Annotated in this window: 16 protein-coding genes; 4 read left to right on the forward strand and 12 right to left on the reverse strand. The window is 55.7% G+C overall.

Annotation, left to right across the window (positions count from 1 at the left end; translation table 11 throughout):
• Positions 1-83 precede the first annotated feature (83 nt).
• The 7 genes from mglC to L3069_RS14990 all read right to left on the reverse strand — a co-directional run bounded on the left by mglC (position 84) and on the right by L3069_RS14990 (position 8277).
• Positions 84-1094, reverse strand: coding sequence for a galactose/methyl galactoside ABC transporter permease MglC (gene mglC, locus L3069_RS14960; RefSeq protein WP_022648694.1), 1011 nt, complete (start codon positions 1092-1094; stop codon positions 84-86).
• Between the two features lie 15 nt (positions 1095-1109).
• Entirely contained in the window at positions 1110-2630 is a 1521-nt protein-coding gene (gene mglA, locus L3069_RS14965; protein WP_003859320.1) for a galactose/methyl galactoside ABC transporter ATP-binding protein MglA, read from the reverse strand.
• Between the two features lie 79 nt (positions 2631-2709).
• A complete protein-coding gene (mglB, locus tag L3069_RS14970) occupies positions 2710-3708 on the reverse strand; it encodes a galactose/glucose ABC transporter substrate-binding protein MglB (protein WP_022648695.1) in 999 nt (332 codons plus the stop codon).
• Between the two features lie 295 nt (positions 3709-4003).
• On the reverse strand, positions 4004-5026 hold the full coding sequence (gene galS, locus L3069_RS14975) for an HTH-type transcriptional regulator GalS (protein ID WP_003859324.1): 1023 nt from the start codon (positions 5024-5026) through the stop codon (positions 4004-4006).
• Positions 5027-5181: 155 nt separating this feature from the next.
• Complete coding sequence (yeiB, locus tag L3069_RS14980) at positions 5182-6339, reverse strand: DUF418 domain-containing protein YeiB (protein ID WP_038416420.1); 1158 nt, start codon at positions 6337-6339, stop codon at positions 5182-5184.
• 18 nt (positions 6340-6357) lie between these two features.
• A complete protein-coding gene (folE, locus tag L3069_RS14985) occupies positions 6358-7026 on the reverse strand; it encodes a GTP cyclohydrolase I FolE (RefSeq protein WP_017383384.1) in 669 nt (222 codons plus the stop codon).
• 102 nt (positions 7027-7128) lie between these two features.
• The gene (locus tag L3069_RS14990) at positions 7129-8277 is read right to left on the reverse strand and encodes a YbfB/YjiJ family MFS transporter (RefSeq protein ID WP_038416421.1); all 1149 of its coding nucleotides are present in this window, start codon (positions 8275-8277) and stop codon (positions 7129-7131) included.
• Between the two features lie 137 nt (positions 8278-8414).
• Between L3069_RS14990 and fghA the strand changes: the two genes are divergently transcribed.
• Both fghA and L3069_RS15000 read left to right on the forward strand, forming a co-directional pair.
• Entirely contained in the window at positions 8415-9242 is an 828-nt protein-coding gene (gene fghA, locus L3069_RS14995) for an S-formylglutathione hydrolase (RefSeq protein ID WP_038416422.1), read from the forward strand.
• 261 nt (positions 9243-9503) lie between these two features.
• A complete protein-coding gene (locus L3069_RS15000) occupies positions 9504-11489 on the forward strand; it encodes a ligand-gated channel protein (RefSeq protein ID WP_023306610.1) in 1986 nt (661 codons plus the stop codon).
• Positions 11490-11543: 54 nt separating this feature from the next.
• On the opposite strand, the gene L3069_RS15005 is transcribed toward L3069_RS15000, so the two are convergent.
• Positions 11544-13013 carry an amino acid permease gene (locus tag L3069_RS15005; protein WP_022648700.1) on the reverse strand — a complete coding sequence of 490 codons (1470 nt, stop codon included), beginning with the start codon at positions 13011-13013 and terminating at the stop codon, positions 11544-11546.
• A gap of 180 nt (positions 13014-13193) precedes the next feature.
• Positions 13194-14060 carry a DNA-binding transcriptional regulator YeiE gene (gene yieE, locus L3069_RS15010; RefSeq protein WP_017383387.1) on the reverse strand — a complete coding sequence of 289 codons (867 nt, stop codon included), beginning with the start codon at positions 14058-14060 and terminating at the stop codon, positions 13194-13196.
• Between the two features lie 97 nt (positions 14061-14157).
• Here yieE and L3069_RS15015 point away from each other — a divergent pair, with 97 nt between their 5' ends.
• Together L3069_RS15015 and nfo are read left to right on the forward strand one after the other, a co-directional pair.
• Positions 14158-15204: a YeiH family protein gene (locus L3069_RS15015; protein WP_022648702.1), complete on the forward strand. Its 1047-nt coding sequence runs from the start codon at positions 14158-14160 to the stop codon at positions 15202-15204.
• Between the two features lie 64 nt (positions 15205-15268).
• Entirely contained in the window at positions 15269-16126 is an 858-nt protein-coding gene (nfo, locus tag L3069_RS15020; RefSeq protein ID WP_023300589.1) for a deoxyribonuclease IV, read from the forward strand.
• Between the two features lie 74 nt (positions 16127-16200).
• On the opposite strand, the gene fruA is transcribed toward nfo, so the two are convergent.
• From fruA to fruB, 3 genes are read right to left on the reverse strand one after another with little or no spacing between them, the layout of a single operon-like run.
• Positions 16201-17886 carry a PTS fructose transporter subunit IIBC gene (gene fruA, locus L3069_RS15025; protein ID WP_022648704.1) on the reverse strand — a complete coding sequence of 562 codons (1686 nt, stop codon included), beginning with the start codon at positions 17884-17886 and terminating at the stop codon, positions 16201-16203.
• Between the two features lie 16 nt (positions 17887-17902).
• Positions 17903-18841 carry a 1-phosphofructokinase gene (gene fruK / locus L3069_RS15030; protein ID WP_236901887.1) on the reverse strand — a complete coding sequence of 313 codons (939 nt, stop codon included), beginning with the start codon at positions 18839-18841 and terminating at the stop codon, positions 17903-17905.
• Positions 18841-19971, reverse strand: a complete 1131-nt coding sequence (gene fruB / locus L3069_RS15035; RefSeq protein ID WP_022648705.1) for a fused PTS fructose transporter subunit IIA/HPr protein — start codon at positions 19969-19971, stop codon at positions 18841-18843. Before fruB ends, fruK begins: the two co-directional genes overlap by 1 nt.
• Positions 19972-20044 lie beyond the last annotated feature (73 nt).

Consider the following 20044-nt stretch of genomic DNA (forward strand, 5'->3'; position numbering starts at 1 on the left):
GCGATTTTGTAGGCCCGGTAAGCGTCGCGCCACCGGGCAAAAAAAGGCCCGCTACGTGAGCGGGCCTTTCCATTCTGAAGAACTTATTTCTTACGCGCGTACTTCAGTGAATCCAGGGCAACCGCGAAGATAATGATCGCGCCCTTGATGATGTACTGCCAGTACGGGTTCACGCCGATGTAGGTCAGGCCGTAGTTGATCACGGTGAAGATGATCACACCGGTCACCACGCCCAGCACGGTACCCACGCCGCCGCTGAAGGAGACGCCGCCGACCACGCAGGCCGCAATCGCATCCAGTTCGTACATAAAGCCGAGGTTGTTGGTGGCAGAGCCGATACGGCCTGCTTCCAGCATCCCGCCGAAGGCGTAGAACACACCGGACAGGGCATAAATCATCAGCAGGTTCAGAGCCACGTTGACGCCGGAGACTTTCGCCGCTTCCGGGTTACCCCCGATAGCAAAGATGTTTTTACCGAAGCGGGTTTTGTTCCACAGGATCCAGACGAACGCCACCGCAATCAGCGCATAGAAGGTGATATAGGAGAGACGGAAGCTGCCCAGCGCAACAAACCCCTGAGTGAAGGTCGAGAAGCCGCTTTCGAAGCCAGAGATTGGAGACGCGCCGACGAAATCGTAGTACAGGGAGTTGATACCATAAACGATGATCATCGTGCCAAGCGTGGTGATGAATGGCGTCACGTTCAGGTAAGCAATGATGATGCCGTTAATCAGCCCAATTACCGCGCCGATGGCGCATACGATCAGGATCACCACGAAAATCGGCATGGTCGCCATCTCCGGGAACACCTTGTTGGCGTTTTCCATCGACTGCAACAGGGTTGCCGCAATAACCGCCGCCAGACCCACCTGGCGCCCTGCCGAAAGGTCTGTCCCCTGGGTAACGATGAGCCCTGCCACGCCCAGTGCGATGATAATACGTACGGAAGACTGGGTCAGAATATTACTTAAGTTTAGCAGACTTAAGAACGTTGGGTCCTGGAAAATAATTATCGCCAGCAAGACTAAAAGAACAACGTAAATACCGCCTTCTTTCAGATAAGTGAGAAAACTTTTTTTATTTAACGCACTCATGAGGAGCCCCTGATCTTAAAGGTGCAAAGACGCAAGACGCAAAATTTCGTTTTGCGTTGTCGTTTTGGTTTCAACAATACCGGCAACGAGACCATTGCTCATAACCAGAATACGGTCTGTGATCCCTAACAATTCCGGCATTTCGGAAGAAATAATAATGATCCCTTTATCTTTTTTCGCCAGCTCTGCGATCAGCTGGTAAATCTCGAATTTTGCACCCACGTCGATACCGCGCGTAGGTTCATCCAGCATCAGTATTTCAGGCTGGGTTAATAGCCAGCGACCAATAATGACTTTCTGCTGGTTCCCTCCCGAGAGTGAGCCAATTTGCGTGCGGTGGCCCGGCGTTTTCACGCGCATGGAGTCAATCACCCATTGGGTATCGCTCTTCATGCGGGAATTATCCAGCAACCCGACCTTGTTTTTGTAATTGCGAATATTAGAAATTAACGAGTTAAAGTTAATATCAAGATAAGCGTAAATACCGGTGGAACGCCGCTCTTCCGTCACCAGCGCAAAACCATTATTAATGGCTTCATTGGCGTTGTGGTTGTTGATTTTCTTACCGTGCAGGGTAATGGTGCCCTCGGCTTTCTCACGGATACCAAACAGGGTTTCCACGATATCGGTGCGCTTAGCGCCCACCAGCCCTGCGATACCAAGGATCTCGCCCTTGTGCAAATCGAAAGAGACATCGCGGATGGACGGCTGACGCAGTGAGGTCAGGTTACGCACCTCCAGAATCACTTCGCCCGGCTTGTTTTCTTTATCCGGGAAGCGCTGGTTCAATGAACGGCCAACCATCATGGCGATGATCTTGTCCATGTCCAGCCCTTCCAGCGGCTGGGTGGCAATCCACTGGCCGTCGCGCAGAATGGTGATTTCATCGCACAGCTGGAAGATCTCTTCCATTTTATGTGAGATATAGACAATGCCGCAGCCGCGATCTTTCAGCTTACGAATAATGGTAAAAAGGTGATTAACCTCTTTTTCCGTTAATGACGACGTTGGTTCATCCATGATCACGATTTTCGCATCATAGGAGAACGCTTTGGCAATTTCGATCATCTGCATCTGGGAAACCGATAATGTCCCGACGCGTGCGCGCGGGTCGATATCAATATCCAGCTCATCAAAAATGGCTTTGGTGTCGCGATACATTTTATCCTGATCGACAAAGACACCTTTGGTTGGATAGCGGCCCAACCACATATTATCCATAACTGAACGTTGCAGAACCAGGTTTAATTCCTGGTGTACCATCGAGATACCGTTCTCCAGCGCTTCTTTCGCTGAATGGAAGTCGATCTCTTTTCCCTGAAAAAGAATGCTGCCAGAATCTTTTTGATAGATCCCAAAAAGGCATTTTAATAATGTTGATTTACCCGCACCGTTTTCACCCATTAACGCATGAATAGAGTGAGGACGAACTTTTAAATTAACATTATCGAGCGCCTTAACACCGGGGAATGACTTGTTAACACCGGTCATTTCCAACAAGTATTCACCGGACGACTGAGTAGTTGTGCTGACCATAATTATACCTTGTTGGCCTCGCATATCGCGTTATAAAAGGGCGCAACGAATTGCGCCCAGTGAAGACAATTCAGTTAACTTATTTACCGATAAACTCAGCCAGGTTGGACTGGTCTACGCCCACGTAAGGAACGCGAACGATTTTGTTTTCAATTTTCCAGCTGGTGCCGTCAGCAGCGCCTTTACCATCAGCGAGGTTTTTCGCCAGATCGAAGGTGGCTTTCGCCTGGTTGTTAGCATCGTTCAGCACGGTACCGGCCATTGCGCCAGATTTCACCAGCGCCAGCGCTTCTGGCAGAGCATCCACACCGAATACAGGAATGGCGGATTTGTTGTGTGCTTTCAGCGCTTCAACTGCACCCATTGCCATTGCATCGTTGTTGGCGATGACCACTTCAATTTTGTTGGCGTTCGGGCCAGAGAGCCACGCATCCATCTTATCTTTCGCCTGAGCGGTGTCCCACATTGCGGTGTCTAACGCCAGCTGCTGGGTTTTCAGGCCCTTGTCGTTCAGCTCTTTAATAACGTAGGTGGTACGTGCTTCAGCATCCGGATGGCCCGGTTCGCCTTTCAGCAGAACGAACTGAATCTGACCATCTTTGTTCATATCCCAGTTTGGGTTCGCCGCCCAGTGTTTCGCAATAAGATCGCCCTGGATAATCCCGGACTCTTTGGAGTCAGTACCCACGTAATACGCTTTATCGTAGCTGTCCAGCGCTTTACGGGAAGGCTCTTTGTTGAAGAAGACAATCGGCACGTTCTGGCCGCGTGCTTTCTCGATCACCGTACCTGCCGCAGCCGGGTCAACCAGGTTAATAGCCAGCGCTTTCACGCCTTTTGCCAGAAGAACGTCAATCTGATCGTTCTGTTTAGACTGGTCATTCTGGGAGTCATTCATCAGCAGCTGCACGTCTGGCGCTGATTTAGCATCTTTTTCAATTGCTTTACGCACAACGGACATGAAGTTGTCGTCGTATTTATAGATAGTCACGCCAATACGGGTATCCGCTGCGTGTGCTGCTGCGCCAAAAAGCATGCTTGCCATGACAGCAGACAGAGTCAACACCTTCTTATTCATGGTATCTCCGGTTTTTTTTATGCAGGGTAGTTCTTGTGAAAAACGGTCGGCGGGCAGATGTTAATAAAACGTTACTGATCGCCGAAGTTCACTTATAAAATGTCCAGCTTCCGTGTTCGGTAACGCTCCAGAAATGCGTTTTATTCGTTGTTTGAGGCATTCTGGTAACGGTAAAAGTGAATAATCACCGTTACATTGTGTTTCAGCCCCTAAAACGCTGACATCATAGACAGCGGCTTGTTAAGATACTGTGAATTTACTCACAGATTGAAAACGGTTACATCACGTGATGTTATCAGTTAGTGATCGGAGCCACAGTTTGTCGGATAGCGACCGAATGGCGGCGTACTAAAGTCGGCATAAAACAATGCGTTGCGTCAGGATCTAACAGTCCTGCCGCCCCCTGTAACGCCAGCTCTGTCGCCAGTTTCGCCATCGACGCAATAGGGTAACGCACCGTTGTCAGCTGCGGATCGGTGTAACGGGCAATCGGGATATCATCAAAACCGATCAGCGATAAATGCTGCGGCACCGCAATGCCATTATCTTTCAGCGCGGTAAGCGCACCTGCCGCCATGCTGTCGTTATAGGCAAACACGGCCGTCAGCTGAAGATTACGCCCCAGCAGTTCCACCATTGCCGCTTCACCGCCCTGCATGTCCGGCGAACCGGTACCAACCCAGCTCTCCAGCGGCGCAATGCCCTGTTCTTTCAGGGCGTTTTGCCAGCCCTCACGGCGCATCATGTCGTCTTCAATACCGTGGCTGGAAGCCAGATAACCAATGCGCTGATGGCCGTTACTGATGAGCATCCGCGTCGCCATCATCGCGCCGCTGATGTTATCCAGACCGACACAGCGGTGCGCATAACCGGGGACGATACGGTTGATCAGCACCATACCGGGGATCTGCTCCATAAACCCGGCCAGCTCTTCATCGCTCAGGGCTTTTGAGTGCACAATCAGGGCGTTACAGCGCTGGCGGATCAGTACCTCAATGGCATAACGCTCTTTTTCAGCCTCGTGATAGCTGTTGCCAATCAGCACATATTTCTGGTGCTGCTGAGCAACGACGTCCACCGCTTTGACCAGCGCGCCGAAGAAGGCGTCCGACACGTCCATCACCACGACGCCAATGGTATCGCTGACCTGCGTCGCCAGCGCCTGAGCATTGGCGTTTGGCCGGTACCCCAGCTGGGTCACGGCTTTCATTACGGTTTCACGCGTTTCAGGGCTGACCAGCGCACTGTTGTTCAGCACGCGGGAGACAGTAGCAACAGAAACACCCGCCTGGCGGGCGACGTCACGAATGGTGATCATATTCACCACCCTTAAAAGGATTGCAGCAACTCACAGACACCCCCTGTGTTTAGCAAGGTGGCTATTCTGGCAGCGAGAGAGAAGAGACTACGTGAAGAAGCTCACACAGATGAAAACGCTTACATCCGTTTTGTTAATGATTGTGATCCAGATCGTTATCTGGATGTATTACGCAATGACACGCCCGACGCAAGGGCGGTTAACCGTCGCCATACCCACTCCAGCGGGCCCTGGCGGAAAAAACGCAGCCAGATAACTGAAAACACCACGTTAACAATCCAGACCGGAATAACAAACGCCAGCAGCGTCAGGCGGTCGAATTTCATAAACAGGCCGAATCGGTAGAAAAGCGTGGTGCATATCAGCGTTTGCAGGATGTAATTGCTTAACGCCATCCGTCCAACGCAGGCTACCGCACTGACGATCCACAGGCGAGAAAGCCGGGGCCAGAAGCCATAGATCAGCGCCGCATAGCCAATGGTCTGGAACGGCGCGCTCAGTTCGCGCGGCACCTGCAACAGGAAGGCGCACCAGCGATAATCCCACTGAAGATGCCACTGTACGATCACCGCCGGAAGGTTAATCATCACGCCGAGCAGTACCAGGCCAGCGCCTGTGAGACGATAGTGTCGCAGGCTAAATTCTCCTTTCAGCCAGCCGGTGCGCATCAGGGCTGCGCCCATCAGCATCATCCCCGCCAGCTGCCAGCCGTATTGCGCCCCCAGCGCCAGCAGGTTATCGCCGAGCATATCGGCCCGGTTGCCGATCGCTTCTATGCCGCCTTTCAGCTTCCAGAACTGCTCATATTGCAGATTGGCCGCATCCGGGATCCACGAACGACTGGTGGAAGCATTAGCGATCATGCCAAGCAGCAATAACACGGTCAGTCCCATGACATAGAGCATCACGCCAGTGTTAAAGAGGCTTTTTACACCGGGCGCGTCACGGATCAGCCGCCAGCAAATCAGGCCCACCAGACCATACGCGAGCAGAATATCGCCGTCCCAGAAAAGCAGCCCGTGGATAAAACCGAGGATAACCAGCAGCGTTAAACGCGACTGGATCCAGCGCGTACCGCGTTTGAGGAGAAGCTGAAGTCCCGCGCCAAACAGAAGCGCAAAGAGGGTCAGAAATTTAACCTGTGCGAAGAGATCAAGGATTGCCCACGTCCAGGCGTCGCTGCGCGTGATGTCGCCATACCACGCAGGGTTCAGATAGGCGGTCTTCGGCAGACCGAAGGCGCTGATATTCAGCAGCAGGATACCGAGAATGGCGACGCCGCGAACAAAATCGAGCGTGACGTTTCGCTCCATGGTCCCTGCCCTGTCTGATTAGTTGTGGTGGCGCACGGCGCGCAGAAACTCCTGGCGGGTGTTCTGGCTCGATTTGAACAGGCCGCCCAGCGAGGTGGTGGTAGTCGCGCTGGTTGCATCACGCACGCCACGCGCTTTCACGCAGTAGTGAACCGCGTCGATAGACACCGCCACGTTGTTAGTCCCCAACAGGGTTTGCAGTGCGGTCAGGATCTGCTGCGTCAGACGCTCCTGCACCTGAGGACGCTGGGCAAAGAACTGCACGATGCGGTTGATCTTGGACAGGCCAATGACCGTATCTTTTGGAATATAGGCCACCGTCGCTTTACCATCGATGGTCACAAAGTGATGCTCGCAGGTGCTGGTCAGCGTGATATCGCGTACCGTCACCATCTCATCGACCTTCATCTTGTTTTCAATGACGGTGATTTTCGGGAAGTTCGCGTAATCCAGGCCGGAGAAAATTTCGTCGACGTACATTTTCGCGATGCGGTGCGGCGTCTCCATCAGGCTGTCGTCGCTCAGATCGAGATTCAGCAGTTGCATGATCTCCGTCATATGGCCGGCGATCAGACTCTTGCGGGTAACATTGTCCAGCTCCTGCACGGGCGGGCGCAGTGGCGTTTCAAGACCGCGCGCAACCAGCGCTTCATGGACAAGGGCAGCTTCTTTACTGAGTGATGACATTCTTTTCTCCTGCAGGTGTGGCGTCTTTTGCCCTCGTTGTGGCAAAAGTGTGCGCTCATTGTGCGTGAGGCGACGCACATAATCCAGTATTCACGTCGATAATTATTGCAATTGCTGTTGCCTTTCAGCCTGACGGTTCCAGACTAACGCTCCGCCAGCGAACAGCGCGATCCCCGCCAGCCCCAGCGCAGGTTCCAGCCGGTGCGTGAGCCAGGTCGAGAGTGCCGACGTGACCGGACCAATCAGCTGACCAATGGCATACCCGGTGGTGAGCAGTCCCGCCATATAACGCGTATGATCTGGCGCCAGCTCGCGACCGTACAGCAGAGAGAGCTGCACGGCGCAGAGGAACCCGCCGCCCACCAGCAGCCCACCCGTTAGCAAGCCGCCAATGCCCGGCAGCAGCCAGGCCGCCAGCACGCCAATCCCCTGTAACCAGAGAACAATCGCCAGCCTGCGGTTAGCGCTTGATGTATGCCGCAGGGCAATACTGATCGCAATCCCCACCACCGAGGCGGCGCCAAATATTGGCCAGACAAACTGGGCAAACAGGCTGCCGGGGAAACGCACCGCCGCCATTTGCGACAGGAAGGTCGCAGGGAGGATATAGCCGAACCCTGCCAGGCTGTAGCTCCAGACCAGACGCCTGAGATCTGCAGTCAGCAGCAACGGCTCAGGCGCGGTACCGGGGCGATGAAGCTGGCCCGCGCGCGGCAGGTAGCGCGCCACCAGCGCAATCAGCACCAACGCCAGTACGCCGTAGATTTGCCATGCCGCGCCGGCAGACAGGGATCTCGCCTGAATATAGACCGCCAGCAGGCCACTCAGGGCGATGCCGGCCCCGGGTCCGGCAAAGACGGCTGCACTAAGCCCCGGCTTGCCCAGCTGCCCCAGCCGCTCGTTGGTCCAGGCGGCAATCAGCACCATCGACCAGCCGCTCATGCAGCCGATCACAAAGCGCAGCAGGCCGTGAACGACAGCATTATCTGCCGCCGCAGAGAGCAGCGTCAGCGCCACCGCGCCAGTGATGCCAAGCCAGAGACGCGTTTCAACGAAGCGATGAGCGCGCATAGCATCCCATGCCCCCACCAGATAGCCCAGGTAGTTCATTGCCGCCACCAGCCCCGCGCTGGTAAGCGTGAGTTGCCCGGCGGCAATCATCAGCGGCACCTGAGGCGTGAAGGCGAAGCGCCCTATCCCCATCGCCACGACCAGAACCACAAATCCGCTGAGCGCGATACGCAGCGCCATGATCGCTCCAATTGTTAAAGAAAAGTAAATTTATGATGCAACATCTCGCCGTCCTGCGAAAGTGAAAGTTGCTCACAGGTCAATGAAAACTCTGTATTATGCGTTTTATGAATAGTCTTTCGGATAAGGAGCCCTGCATGGAACTGCTCGAAGAGCATCGTTGTTTTGAAGGTCGACAGCAGCGCTGGCGGCACGACTCCACCACGCTGAACTGTGCTATGACGTTCAGCATTTTCCTGCCCCCTGCGGACAATCCACCGGTGTTGTACTGGCTTTCAGGCCTGACCTGCAACGACGAAAATTTCACCACCAAAGCGGGTGCCCAGCGTATTGCTGCCGAACTGGGCATTGCGCTGGTGATGCCAGATACCAGCCCGCGTGGCGATGACGTGGCCGACGATGCCGGATACGATTTGGGTAAAGGCGCCGGGTTCTATCTCAACGCCACGGAACAACCCTGGGCGAGCCATTACCGCATGTATGACTACATTCGCGATGAACTGCCTGCCCTGGTGCACTCTCAGTTCGCGGTCAGCGAGCGCTGCGCGATAAGCGGACATTCGATGGGTGGCCACGGGGCGCTGATAATGGCGCTGAAAAATCCGGGGAAATACACCAGCGTGTCCGCATTTGCGCCGATTGTGAACCCAACGCAGGTGCCGTGGGGGCAAAAAGCCTTCACGCACTATCTGGGTGAGGATGCAGAGAAATGGCAGGAATGGGACAGCTGTGCGCTGTTGCTGGCAAGCCAGCCAGAAGACGCTATCCCGATGCTGGTGGATCAGGGTGATGCCGATCAGTTCCTCGCCGGGCAGTTACAGCCTGCGGTGCTGGCGGAAGCCGCGCGCCAGAAGGACTGGCCGCTGACTCTGCGCATACAGCCGGGATACGATCACAGCTATTACTTTATGGCGTCCTTTATTGAAGATCATCTTCGCTTCCATGCGACACATTTGTTCGCGTAAATACAGCTGTTTGCCCGATAGCCTCTCGCCTGTCGGGCCTTTCTCCTCATTTACATAATCCTATCCGCTTGAATCCAGCCTGTTTTCCGTCGCCCTCACTCAAACACAAATGATTTCAATTATCATTTGTGTTTACAATTCTACATTCTTTTGTACAATTCCAGGCTCTTCTCCATCTCAAAGAGTTCTTACAAGACAAAAACATACAGTTCTCAGGGTTATCCCGATGGAGTTTTTTTCATTTTTATACGGAATGTACAAATGACAATACCACGCATTAAGCTCCTGGCCGTCGCCATTGGCGCTGCCACATGTTCCCCCTTCGTTCACGCAGCCGATCAGGATACCGTTGTCGTTACCGCGACGGGTTTTGAACAAAAGATCCAGAATGCCCCCGCCTCCATCTCTGTGATTTCAAAACAGCAGATTGAAGATAAAGCCTACCGTGATGTTACCGATGCCCTGAGAGATGTCCCGGGCGTCGTCGTCACCGGCGGTGGAAGTAGCAGTGATATCAGTATTCGCGGCATGGCCTCTCAGTACACCCTGTTCCTGGTGAACGGCAAACGCGTCAGTACGCGAAGCACCCGCCCAAACAGCGACAACTCGGGTATTGAACAAGGCTGGCTGCCGCCGCTGGAGTCCATTGAGCGCATCGAGGTCATCCGCGGCCCGATGTCCTCGCTTTACGGCTCCGATGCTATGGGGGGCGTCATTAACGTCATTACCAAAAAAGTCTCGAACACCAAAGCCTGGACCGGTTCGTTGCATGGCGATGCAACCTTCCAGGAAAATCATGACTCCGGCGATATCTTCCAGACCAACGCCTACGCCTCTGGTCCCCTGATTGACGGGCTGCTGGGTGCAAAAGTGACGGGGCTGTTGTCACGGCGCGCAGAAGATAAAATCGTGAACGGCTATAACGAGCAGAAAATGCGTAACGGTGGCATTACGCTGAACTTCACGCCGGACGAGAAGAACGATTTCGATCTCGACTTTGCTCGCGAGCTTCAGGACAGAAACAGCACCCCGGGGATGTCGAAAGCAGCTGAAACCTGCCGGGGAACAACCTGTACGCCAAATACCAAAAGCGACTCGCGCTATGAGCACACGACCTACTCGTTAACCCACAGTGGTTATTACGACGACTTCAATACCACCAGCTATATCCAGCAGGAAGAGACCAATAATCCAGGTCGCAAAATGCGTTCCTACAACACCACCTTTAACAACCAGAACCAGATCTTCCTCGGCGATCATACGTTGACCCTCGGCGGACAGTACCGTTATGAGAAATTGCGCGACAACGGCAATCAGCTGGAAGCTGCTGACGGCCTGAACAAACTGACGCGCTGGAGCTGGGCCCTGTTTGCCGAAGATGAATGGTCAATGACGGAAAGCTTTACGTTGACCGGCGGCCTGCGTATGGATAAAGACCAAAACTACGGGACGAACTGGACGCCGCGCGGTTACGGCGTATGGCATCTGGCCGATCAGTGGACGTTGAAAGGCGGGGTTTCTGCTGGCTATCGTGCGCCGGATCTGCGTCAGTCGTCTGCCAGCTGGGGCCAGGTGACAGGTGGCGGCCGTCTTGACGGTATCATCGTCGGCAACCCGGATCTGAAACCCGAGAAGAGCCTGAGCGAAGAGCTCGCCCTGCTCTGGGATAACAACGATAACCTCAATGCCGGTGTGACGCTGTTTAATACCGACTTCAAGGATAAAATTACGGAAGTTCGCCGCTGTAACAGCAGCGCCGATCCCGCCTGTACGATTGGCGATCATAGCTATGATTTCGTCAGCGATCGCGTCAACGTGGACAAAGCCAATATGCGCGGTGTGGAGTCCTCTTTCGGCTGGAAAATCACGCGCGATGTGAACTGGACTGCAAACTACACCTATACGGAATCCGAGCAGAAGAGCGGCCAGTTCTCCGGCAAGCCACTGAACAAAATGCCAAAACACATGTTCAACACCACCCTGGACTGGCAGGCGACGCCCGACGTCGGCTTCTGGAGCCGTCTGAACCTGCGCGGTAAAACGTCTGAGTACCTGAGCCGCACGTCAATGTCCCAGGGTACACCGTCCTACACTCAGGTTGATGTCGGTATGCGCTACAACGCCAACAAAAACCTGCTGGTTACTGCCGGTGTGTATAACGTGCTCGATAAGCAGATTGACTACGATACGTATGACACCGTGCTGGATGGCCGTCGCTATACCGTTGGCATGACCTACAGCTTCTGATCTGCCCATAAAAAAGCCCGCTCGATTGAGCGGGCTAAAAGAGAGGAAGTGCGGTTATTGTTTAAATCGTTCCGGGAAATCCATTTCACTGTAGCGAACGAAGCGCGTTCCTTTCGTCAGTTTGTAGCCAAACCAGATGATCAGGAACAGCGGAATGCCAATATAGGTGGCCGTGACGGCGCCCCAGTCAATGGTGTCCGCAAGGAAGGCCTCATAGTTCTGGCCCAGGGTAATGATCAGGCACAGAACGAAGGCGAAGATCGGCCCCAGCGGGAAGAACCCTGACCGGTACGGCAGGTTATTCAGATCATGACCCTGCTTGACGTACCCGCGACGGAAACGGTAGTGGCTGATGGCAATGCCCAGCCAGGCAATGAAGCCCGTCATACCAGAGGTGTTAAGCAGCCACAGGTAGACCGTCTGGTTGCCGAACATGGAGGTCAGGAAACAGAGACCCGCAATCACCGTGGTCGCATACAGCGCGTTGCGTGGCACGCCACCGCGAGACAGTTTCGAGAAAATACGTGGCGCTTTACCGTCGCAGGCCAAGGTGTAGAGCATGCGGGTAGAGGCGTACATACCGGAGTTACCCGCAGACAGTACCGCCGTCAGGATCACCGCGTTCATCACCGCCGCCGCAGAGAGCAGACCCGCGTGCTGGAAGACCAGGGTGAACGGGCTGACGCTGATGTCTTTCACATCGTTACGCAGCAGGCTTGGGTCGGTATACGGAATGATCAGGCTGATAATCAGGATCGCGAACACATAGAACAGCAGGATACGCCAGAACACCTGACGCACCGCGCGCGGGATGGTCTTCTCCGGGTTTTCGGATTCACCGGCCGCAATGCCAATCAGTTCGGTGCCCTGGAAGGAGAAGCCGACAATCATCGCCACGCCAATCATCGCCGAGAAGCCCCCGGCAAACGGCGCATCGCCTATTGTCCAGTTACTCCAGCCCGCCGGTTCGGCCCCTTTGAAAATACCAACGATCATCGCCACACCGACGACGATAAAGATGATGACGGTTGCCACCTTAATCAAAGAGAACCAGTATTCCGCTTCGCCGAAACCGCGCACGGAGATGTAGTTCAGCAGGAAGATGACCGCCAGGAACAGGGCGCTCCAGATCCAGCCGGGCGTGTCCGGGAACCACCAGGTCATCACCAGCTGTGCGGCGACGAGGTCAACGGCGATGGTCACCGCCCAGTTGTACCAGTAGTTCCAGCCCAGCGCGAAGCCGAAGCCTTCCTCAACGTATTTTTGTCCGTAGGTCGAAAACGAACCAGACACCGGCATGTATGCCGCCAGTTCGCCCAGGCTGGTCATCAGGAAGTAGACCATCAGGCCAATCAGGATATAAGAGAATAATGCCCCACCCGGGCCGGCTGCCGAAATTGTTGCGCCAGAGGCAACGAAAAGACCCGTACCGATGGAGCCGCCAATGGCGATCATCGTCAGGTGACGCGCCTTAAGTGCGCGACGTAGCGCGGGCGCTTCTGTGGTTTTAGTTTCTGAAACCATGTGAAAATGCTGTCCATTCAATAAATGAGGCGCGATTGTAGCAGACGATCTGCGTTGCTTCCGGCAGAAATGCTCAGTTATAAGAGAGCTTCATGACTCGGCCAGGATTATAAGTAAAGCATAAAAATGTGGAGTGATAAGCGCACCTGGCCCCGGTAAGCGAAGTGCCACCGGGGAACGTTAAATGGCACAATAGCGCAGAAAACGCTGGAGCGAGCTGGAAAGGTGTTTCTGACGATGGTGGATGCACCACAGCGTGCGCACCAGCTTCGGCAGCGGAACGGGGATCTCAACCAGAGAGCCGGTTTCCAGCTGTTCGGCGATCACCCGTCGGGAAAGACAGCTAATGCCCAGGCCATGACGTACGGCATGCTTAATGGCCTCGGAGTTACCTAACTCCATCCCTAGCTGGAACTGCGGCAGATGGGACAGCAGTAGATAATCGACAATCTCACGCGTGCCGGAGCCCTGCTCTCGCAGGATCCACTGCGCCTGCGCCAGACGCTCCAGCGTAACCTCGCCCTGGAGTAAAGAAGAGGCCGGGGAAGCAAACACCACCAGCTCATCCTCAAGCCAGGGCTCCGCAATGATATCGACGTTGTGGCACGGCCCTTCGATAAGACCGATGTCCACGCGGAAATCAATCACCGCGTTAATCACGTCCTGGCTGTTGCCGACGCTCATCTCCAGCGGCAGGGTCGGAAAATCCCGGCGGTAGCGGGCGATCACTTCCGGCAGGATGTAATTACCGATCGTGCTGCTGGCGTAGACGCGAATAGCGCCGTTGTCCTCGCGGAACAGCTGTTCGATCTCCGTTGCCTGCTCAAGCAAGGCCAGGGCACGCGGATACAGCAGGCGGCCATGTTCGTTCACCACCAGTCGCTTTCCTACCCTGTCGAAAAGCTGGACGCCCAGTTGCCCTTCAAGATCGGTCAAGGCCGCGCTAACGGCGGACTGCGAGAGCGCCAGCATTTGTGACGCCTGGGTTGTCGAGCCGCTTTTCAGCACCTCGGCAAAAACTTCCAGCTGACGCAATGTAATGTGCATGGTTGCTTACCACTTATAAAGATTGATTATAAATATATAATCAATTTTATTTTTAAGCCAGAGCATCGTAACCTTTAGCCAGACAAAGGAGAAGGTTATGTCAGAAATCACCTTACAACATCATCGTACAGTGTGGCACTTCGTGCCGGGTCTCGCGCTCAGCGCCGTGGTTACCGGCGTGGCCTTATGGGGTGGCAGTATACCGGCTGTTGCCGGTGCAGGGTTCAGCGCCCTGACGCTGGCCATTCTGCTCGGCATGGTGGTCGGGAACACCGTTTACCCGCACATCTGGAAATCCTGCGACGGCGGCGTGATTTTCGCCAAGCAGCATTTATTACGTCTCGGGATCATCCTTTATGGCTTCCGTCTCACCTTTTCGCAGATTGCGGATGTGGGTGTCAGCGGGATTGCCATCGACGTCCTGACCCTTTCGAGCACCTTTTTACTGGCGTGCTTTATCGGCCAGAAGATCTTTGGACTGGACAAACAGACCAGCTGGCTGATCGGTGCGGGTAGCAGCATCTGCGGCGCAGCGGCTGTACTGGCAACAGAGCCGGTAGTCAAAGCCGAAGCCAGTAAAGTCACGGTTGCCGTCGCGACGGTAGTTATCTTCGGTACGTTGGCGATCTTCCTGTATCCAGCCATGTATCCGCTGGTGGCGCACTGGTTTAGCCCGGAAACCTACGGCATTTATATCGGCTCAACCATGCACGAAGTGGCGCAGGTGGTGGCGGCAGGTCACGCCATTAACCCGGAAGCGGAAAACGCGGCGGTCATTGCCAAAATGCTGCGCGTGATGATGCTGGCCCCGTTCCTGATTTTCCTCGCGGCGCGGGTTAAACAGCTGGCTCCTGCAGGCGGCAGCGAGAAAAGCAAAATCACCATTCCGTGGTTTGCGATCCTGTTCATCGTGGTCGCTATCTTCAACTCTTTCCACCTGCTGCCAAAAGCGATGGTGGATATGCTGGTCACGCTGGATACGGTCCTGCTGGCGATGGCGATGGCGGCGCTGGGCGTCACCACGCACGTCAGCGCGCTGAAAAAAGCCGGGGCGAAACCGCTGCTGATGGCGCTGGTGCTGTTCATCTGGCTGATTGTTGGCGGCGGTGCGATTAACCTTGCGGTACACAGCCTGTTGGCATAAACCATCTCGTCCTTCTCCTGTTAACCCGCTATCATAGGCATTTCGGGTTAACAGGAGTCTTTTTATGAAATATGTTGGAGCGCACGTCAGCGCTGCCGGTGGCCTTGCGAATGCCGCCATTCGCGCCGCCGAAATCGAGGCGACCGCTTTCGCCCTGTTCACCAAAAACCAGCGCCAGTGGCGCGCAGCTCCCCTCACCGCGGAAGTGATTGATGACTTCAAAGCCGCCTGCGAGAAATACCGCTATGGGCCTGGGCAGATCCTCCCGCACGACAGCTACCTGATTAACCTCGGCCACCCGGTTGCTGAGGCGCTGGAAAAATCCCGCGAAGCATTCCTGGATGAGGTTCAGCGCTGCGAACAGCTGGGGCTGACGCTGCTGAACTTCCATCCCGGTAGCCATCTGATGCAAATCGACGAAGACGCCTGTCTGGCGCGCATCGCCGAGTCCATCAACATGACGCTGGATAAAACCCAGGGCGTGACGGCGGTGATTGAGAATACCGCCGGTCAGGGCAGCAACCTCGGCTTTAAGTTTGAGCATCTGGCGGCGATCATCGACGGCGTGGAAGACAAATCCCGCGTGGGCGTGTGCATTGATACCTGCCACGCGTTTGCCGCCGGGTATGATCTGCGCACAACCGAGGCCACAAAAAATACCTTCGAGGAGTTCGAGCGTATTGTTGGTTTTAAATATCTTCGCGGTATGCACTTAAACGATGCGAAAAGCGCGTTCGGCAGCCGCGTAGACCGTCACCACAGCCTGGGCGAAGGTAATATCGGCCACGATGCGTTCCGCTTTATCATGCAGGATCCCCGCTTCGACGGCATTCCAATGGTGCTGGAAACCATCAATCCGGATATCTGGGCAGAAGAGATTGCCTGGCTGAAGGCACAGCAGACCGCTGAACAGGCGGCATAAAAAAAGCCGGGCGCTTAACGCGACCCGGCTTTTTTGTAGGTCGGGTAAGGCGAAGCCGCCACCCGACACCTCTTTTAGGCTGCTTTTGCGACCACTTCCGCTTCCGGACGCTTCAGCACCGCGTAAGACAGACCCGCCACCAGCGTACCGGCAACAATCGCCAGCAGGTAGCCCAGCACCGGCGTGATGGCGCCAGGGATCAGCAGGACGAACAGACCGCCGTGCGGTGCCATCAGTTTCGCACCTACCGCCATGGAGATAGCTCCCGTTACCGCACCGCCGACGATACAGCATGGCAGAACACGCATTGGATCGCGCGCCGCAAACGGGATTGCGCCTTCGGTAATGAAGCACAGACCCAGCACCAGCGCCGCTTTGCCGCCTTCCTGCTGCGCTTTATCGAACTTACGACGGGCAATGATTGTCGCCAGGCCAAGTGCCAGCGGAGGCACCATACCTGCCGCCATGATCGCTGCCATCGGCGCGTAGGTCTGGGTACTCAGCAGGCCAACGCCGAACGCGTATGCCGCTTTGTTTACCGGACCGCCCATGTCGGTACACATCATACCGCCGAGGATTGCGCCCAACAGCACCGCGTTCGCCGTCCCCATGGTTTGCAGCCAGTGGGTCAGACCTTCCAGAATGCCCGCGACCGGCTTACCAATCAGGTAAATCATCGCCAGACCGACCACCAGGCTGGAAATCAGCGGGATGATCAGGATAGGTTTCAGCGCCTCCATACTCTGCGGCAGCTTCAGCTTAGAGCTGATGAGCTTCGCCACGTAACCGGCAAGGAAACCGGCAATAATACCGCCGATAAAGCCAGAACCAGTGCTCACGGCCAGCATACCGCCGATAAGACCCGGCGTCAGACCCGGACGGTCAGCGATGGAGAAGGCGATAAAGCCCGCCAGCACCGGCACCATCAGCGCAAACGCGGAGCCTCCACCAATCTGCATCAACGCTGCCGCCAGCGTGCCCTGCTCTTTAAAGGCTTCGATACCAAAGGCAAAGGAGAGCGCAATACACAGGCCGCCCGCCACCACCATCGGCAGCATGTAGGAAACCCCGGTTAACAGGTGACGATAGGCACCCGCAGACTCTTTCTTACCTTCGCCAGGCGTTTTAGCCGCACCGGTCGCCTGATAAGGTTTGGCTTCCGCCAGCGCTTTATCAAACTCCTGCGCAGTTTTCTTCAGCGCCAGGCCGGTTGAGGTGCGGTACATCGGCTTACCGGCAAACTTCGCCAGATCCACTTCGATATCGGCCGCCACGATCACCAGATCGGCTTCGGCCACCTCTTCCGGTGTGATGGCATTACCCGCGCCAACAGAGCCGCGAGTTTCAACCTTCACCCACCAGCCGCGTTTTTTCGCTTCGGTTTCAATGGCTTCAGCCGCCATAAAGGTGTGAGCCACACCTGTCGGGCAGGCCGTTACCGCAACAATGCGTTTCGGCCCAGCGGTTGCGACCGGCGCGGCCTCAACGGGTGCGCTGTAAACCGTCGCATGACCTTTTGCTTCGCTCAGAAACAGTTCAGGGTGTGCCACCGCGCGGTTAATATCGCCCAGCCATACTTTTTTGCCGTTCAGGGCGCTGTCCGCGGGGATTTTGTCGCCCAGAACAATCGCCATTTCAGCATCACCCGGGTTATCAATGATATCCAGGTGCGCTTTTTGTGCCGCCGCGCCCAGCAGGGTCTTCGCCATATAGGCACGAGCCTGTCCGAGACCGGAGTCAATGATCAGCAGCGTTTTCATTATTCCTCTCCTGCTGTTAGTTAAAAGGTTTTAAGTCAACGCGCGCCATCATCGCGGCTAACTGGGTACGATCGGTAATACCGACATTGCTCTGGCTCACGGCCAGGGCCGCAACGGCGGTAGCAAGGCGTAGGGTATGTTCACTGGATTCGCGCATCAGCAGACCGTAGATCAGGCCGCCAACCATCGAATCCCCGGCACCCACGGTGCTGACCACTTCCATAGAAGGCGGTTTGGCAATCCATTCCCCGGAGGCGTTAACCCACAGGGCACCTTCTGCACCCAGCGAAATCACCACATGAGCGATACCCTGCTCGCGCAGCGCATAGGCAGCGTCAATCACATCCTTTAATTCTGGCAGCTTACGGCCCGCCCAGATTTCCAGTTCACGGCGGTTAGGCTTAACCAGCCATGGCGAGGCTTTCAGACCGGCGACCAGCGCGTCGCGGCTGCTGTCAAAAATAATGCACGGGCACTGGCTGCGCAGGCGCGTCATCCAGTCGGTGAACGCTTCCGGGCTGACGCCGGACGGCAAGCTGCCGCTGACGCACACCATGTCAAACTGGCCCAGCCAGCTCAGGGAATCGGCAACGAAGCGCTCCCAGTCAGCCGGGGTCACTTCGAAGCCGGAGAAGTTCAGATCGGTCACTTCACCGTCTTTCTCGGTCAGCTTAACGTTAATACGGGTACGGCCCTGCACAACCTGAAAACGGTTGGCGATGCCCAGTTCACTGAACAACTGCTGAAAACCGTCCTGGTTGTCTTTGCCAAGGAAGCCGCCAACGGTGACGTCGATGCCGAGATCTTTCAGCACCTTCGCCACGTTAATCCCTTTCCCTGCGGCATGCAGGCCGGTGGTTCGCACCAGGTTAACTTCGCCACGCTCAATTTCCGGGCAGAAGCCCACCAGATCGTAAGCCGGGTTCAGCGTAATGGTCGCAACACGTCTGCTCATTATGCGCCCTCCCCCAGACCGGCCGCGATGGCGTCGCCAATCGCTTTTAGCGCCTGTTCAGCATCAGCACCCTGCGCGGTAAAACGCAGACGATGGCCTTTCTTCACACCCAGCGCGACAACTTTCATCAGGCTGCGCCCGTTGGCTGGTTTACCCGAACCGTCCAGATTGGTCACGGTGATCTCACTTTCAAATTGTTTAATGGTATTCACCAGCATGGTGCCCGGACGGGCATGCAGGCCATGTTCGTTACGCACCACGTACTCCGCGCTCAGCAGGTCGTCCGTCAGCGCATCGTCGCTGGTCAGCAGGGCCAGCACCGTCGCCGCGTCTGCGTTCAGCAGTTTTTCAGCTTTATTGTTCAGCAGCAGATCGCCAAGGCGCTTCAGCACGGAAACCGGCTGATCGTCAGCCATGGCAACCGTTACCAGCATCGCGGCGCGTTCGCCGTCTGTCTCAAAGGCAACCGCAGCACGGCTGACCGCGATAGCACTGCGCAGGTTGCCTTCAGCACTGTCGTTCAGCCAGATGCCCTGACCCAGGTTTAAAGGCTTATCATTGATGGTGCGGGTCACAAAGGCGGTATCAGCCGCCCCCACCTCTTTCAGGCGAGCCGCGTTCAGCGCCTGGAGCGTCACCAGATCGGACGCAACGACGTCCAGCATCAGGGTTTCATTATCCAGCTTCAGCGCTTCGCTCTGTTTTTCGCCCATCAGCAGGGCACGCAGCTCTTCAGCAGTGGTGGCGGATTTAAGCTGTTCCGCGACGGCATCATCGCTCAGCACGTGCGTCAGCTGACGCAGCAGGCCCAGGTGTTCGTCACCGCTTGCCGCGATACCGATCGCCACGTAAGCCACCTGCCCCTCGCCCCAGAGCACGCCCTGCGGGAACTGGTAAACCTGCACGCCGGTTTTCAGCACCTGATCGCGGGTGTCCGTGGTGCCGTGCGGAATTGCAATACCGTTACCGAGGAAGGTGGAGGTCTGCTGTTCACGCGCCAGCATGCCGTTGACGTAGCCGTCCGCCACGTTGCCAGCCTGCACGAGCGCAGCGGCGACCTGGCGAATAGCCTCTTCTTTATTCCCGGCCTGTTCGCCCGGGTGGATATCCTGAACAGATAACTGGAACATGATTCTCCTCTCCTGCTGAAATTGAATCGTTTCAGCTTAACTGAGAAAATATGCGCTAACCTGCTTCTACAGG

Origin of the sequence: Enterobacter cloacae complex sp. ECL411 (assembly GCF_021869665.1) — a bacterium.
Lineage (GTDB): Bacteria > Pseudomonadota > Gammaproteobacteria > Enterobacterales > Enterobacteriaceae > Enterobacter > Enterobacter intestinihominis.

What these genes read in the sequence shown, in the direction of transcription:
- mglC (WP_022648694.1), bottom strand. Translation starts at nt 1,094, where the DNA reads ATGAGTGCGTTAAATAAAAAAAGTTTTCTCACTTATCTGAAAGAAGGC.
- mglA (WP_003859320.1), bottom strand. Translation starts at nt 2,630, where the DNA reads ATGGTCAGCACAACTACTCAGTCGTCCGGTGAATACTTGTTGGAAATG.
- mglB (WP_022648695.1), bottom strand. Translation starts at nt 3,708, where the DNA reads ATGAATAAGAAGGTGTTGACTCTGTCTGCTGTCATGGCAAGCATGCTT.
- galS (WP_003859324.1), bottom strand. Translation starts at nt 5,026, where the DNA reads ATGATCACCATTCGTGACGTCGCCCGCCAGGCGGGTGTTTCTGTTGCT.
- yeiB (WP_038416420.1), bottom strand. Translation starts at nt 6,339, where the DNA reads ATGGAGCGAAACGTCACGCTCGATTTTGTTCGCGGCGTCGCCATTCTC.
- folE (WP_017383384.1), bottom strand. Translation starts at nt 7,026, where the DNA reads ATGTCATCACTCAGTAAAGAAGCTGCCCTTGTCCATGAAGCGCTGGTT.
- L3069_RS14990 (WP_038416421.1), bottom strand. Translation starts at nt 8,277, where the DNA reads ATGGCGCTGCGTATCGCGCTCAGCGGATTTGTGGTTCTGGTCGTGGCG.
- fghA (WP_038416422.1), top strand. Translation starts at nt 8,415, where the DNA reads ATGGAACTGCTCGAAGAGCATCGTTGTTTTGAAGGTCGACAGCAGCGC.
- L3069_RS15000 (WP_023306610.1), top strand. Translation starts at nt 9,504, where the DNA reads ATGACAATACCACGCATTAAGCTCCTGGCCGTCGCCATTGGCGCTGCC.
- L3069_RS15005 (WP_022648700.1), bottom strand. Translation starts at nt 13,013, where the DNA reads ATGGTTTCAGAAACTAAAACCACAGAAGCGCCCGCGCTACGTCGCGCA.
- yieE (WP_017383387.1), bottom strand. Translation starts at nt 14,060, where the DNA reads ATGCACATTACATTGCGTCAGCTGGAAGTTTTTGCCGAGGTGCTGAAA.
- L3069_RS15015 (WP_022648702.1), top strand. Translation starts at nt 14,158, where the DNA reads ATGTCAGAAATCACCTTACAACATCATCGTACAGTGTGGCACTTCGTG.
- nfo (WP_023300589.1), top strand. Translation starts at nt 15,269, where the DNA reads ATGAAATATGTTGGAGCGCACGTCAGCGCTGCCGGTGGCCTTGCGAAT.
- fruA (WP_022648704.1), bottom strand. Translation starts at nt 17,886, where the DNA reads ATGAAAACGCTGCTGATCATTGACTCCGGTCTCGGACAGGCTCGTGCC.
- fruK (WP_236901887.1), bottom strand. Translation starts at nt 18,841, where the DNA reads ATGAGCAGACGTGTTGCGACCATTACGCTGAACCCGGCTTACGATCTG.
- fruB (WP_022648705.1), bottom strand. Translation starts at nt 19,971, where the DNA reads ATGTTCCAGTTATCTGTTCAGGATATCCACCCGGGCGAACAGGCCGGG.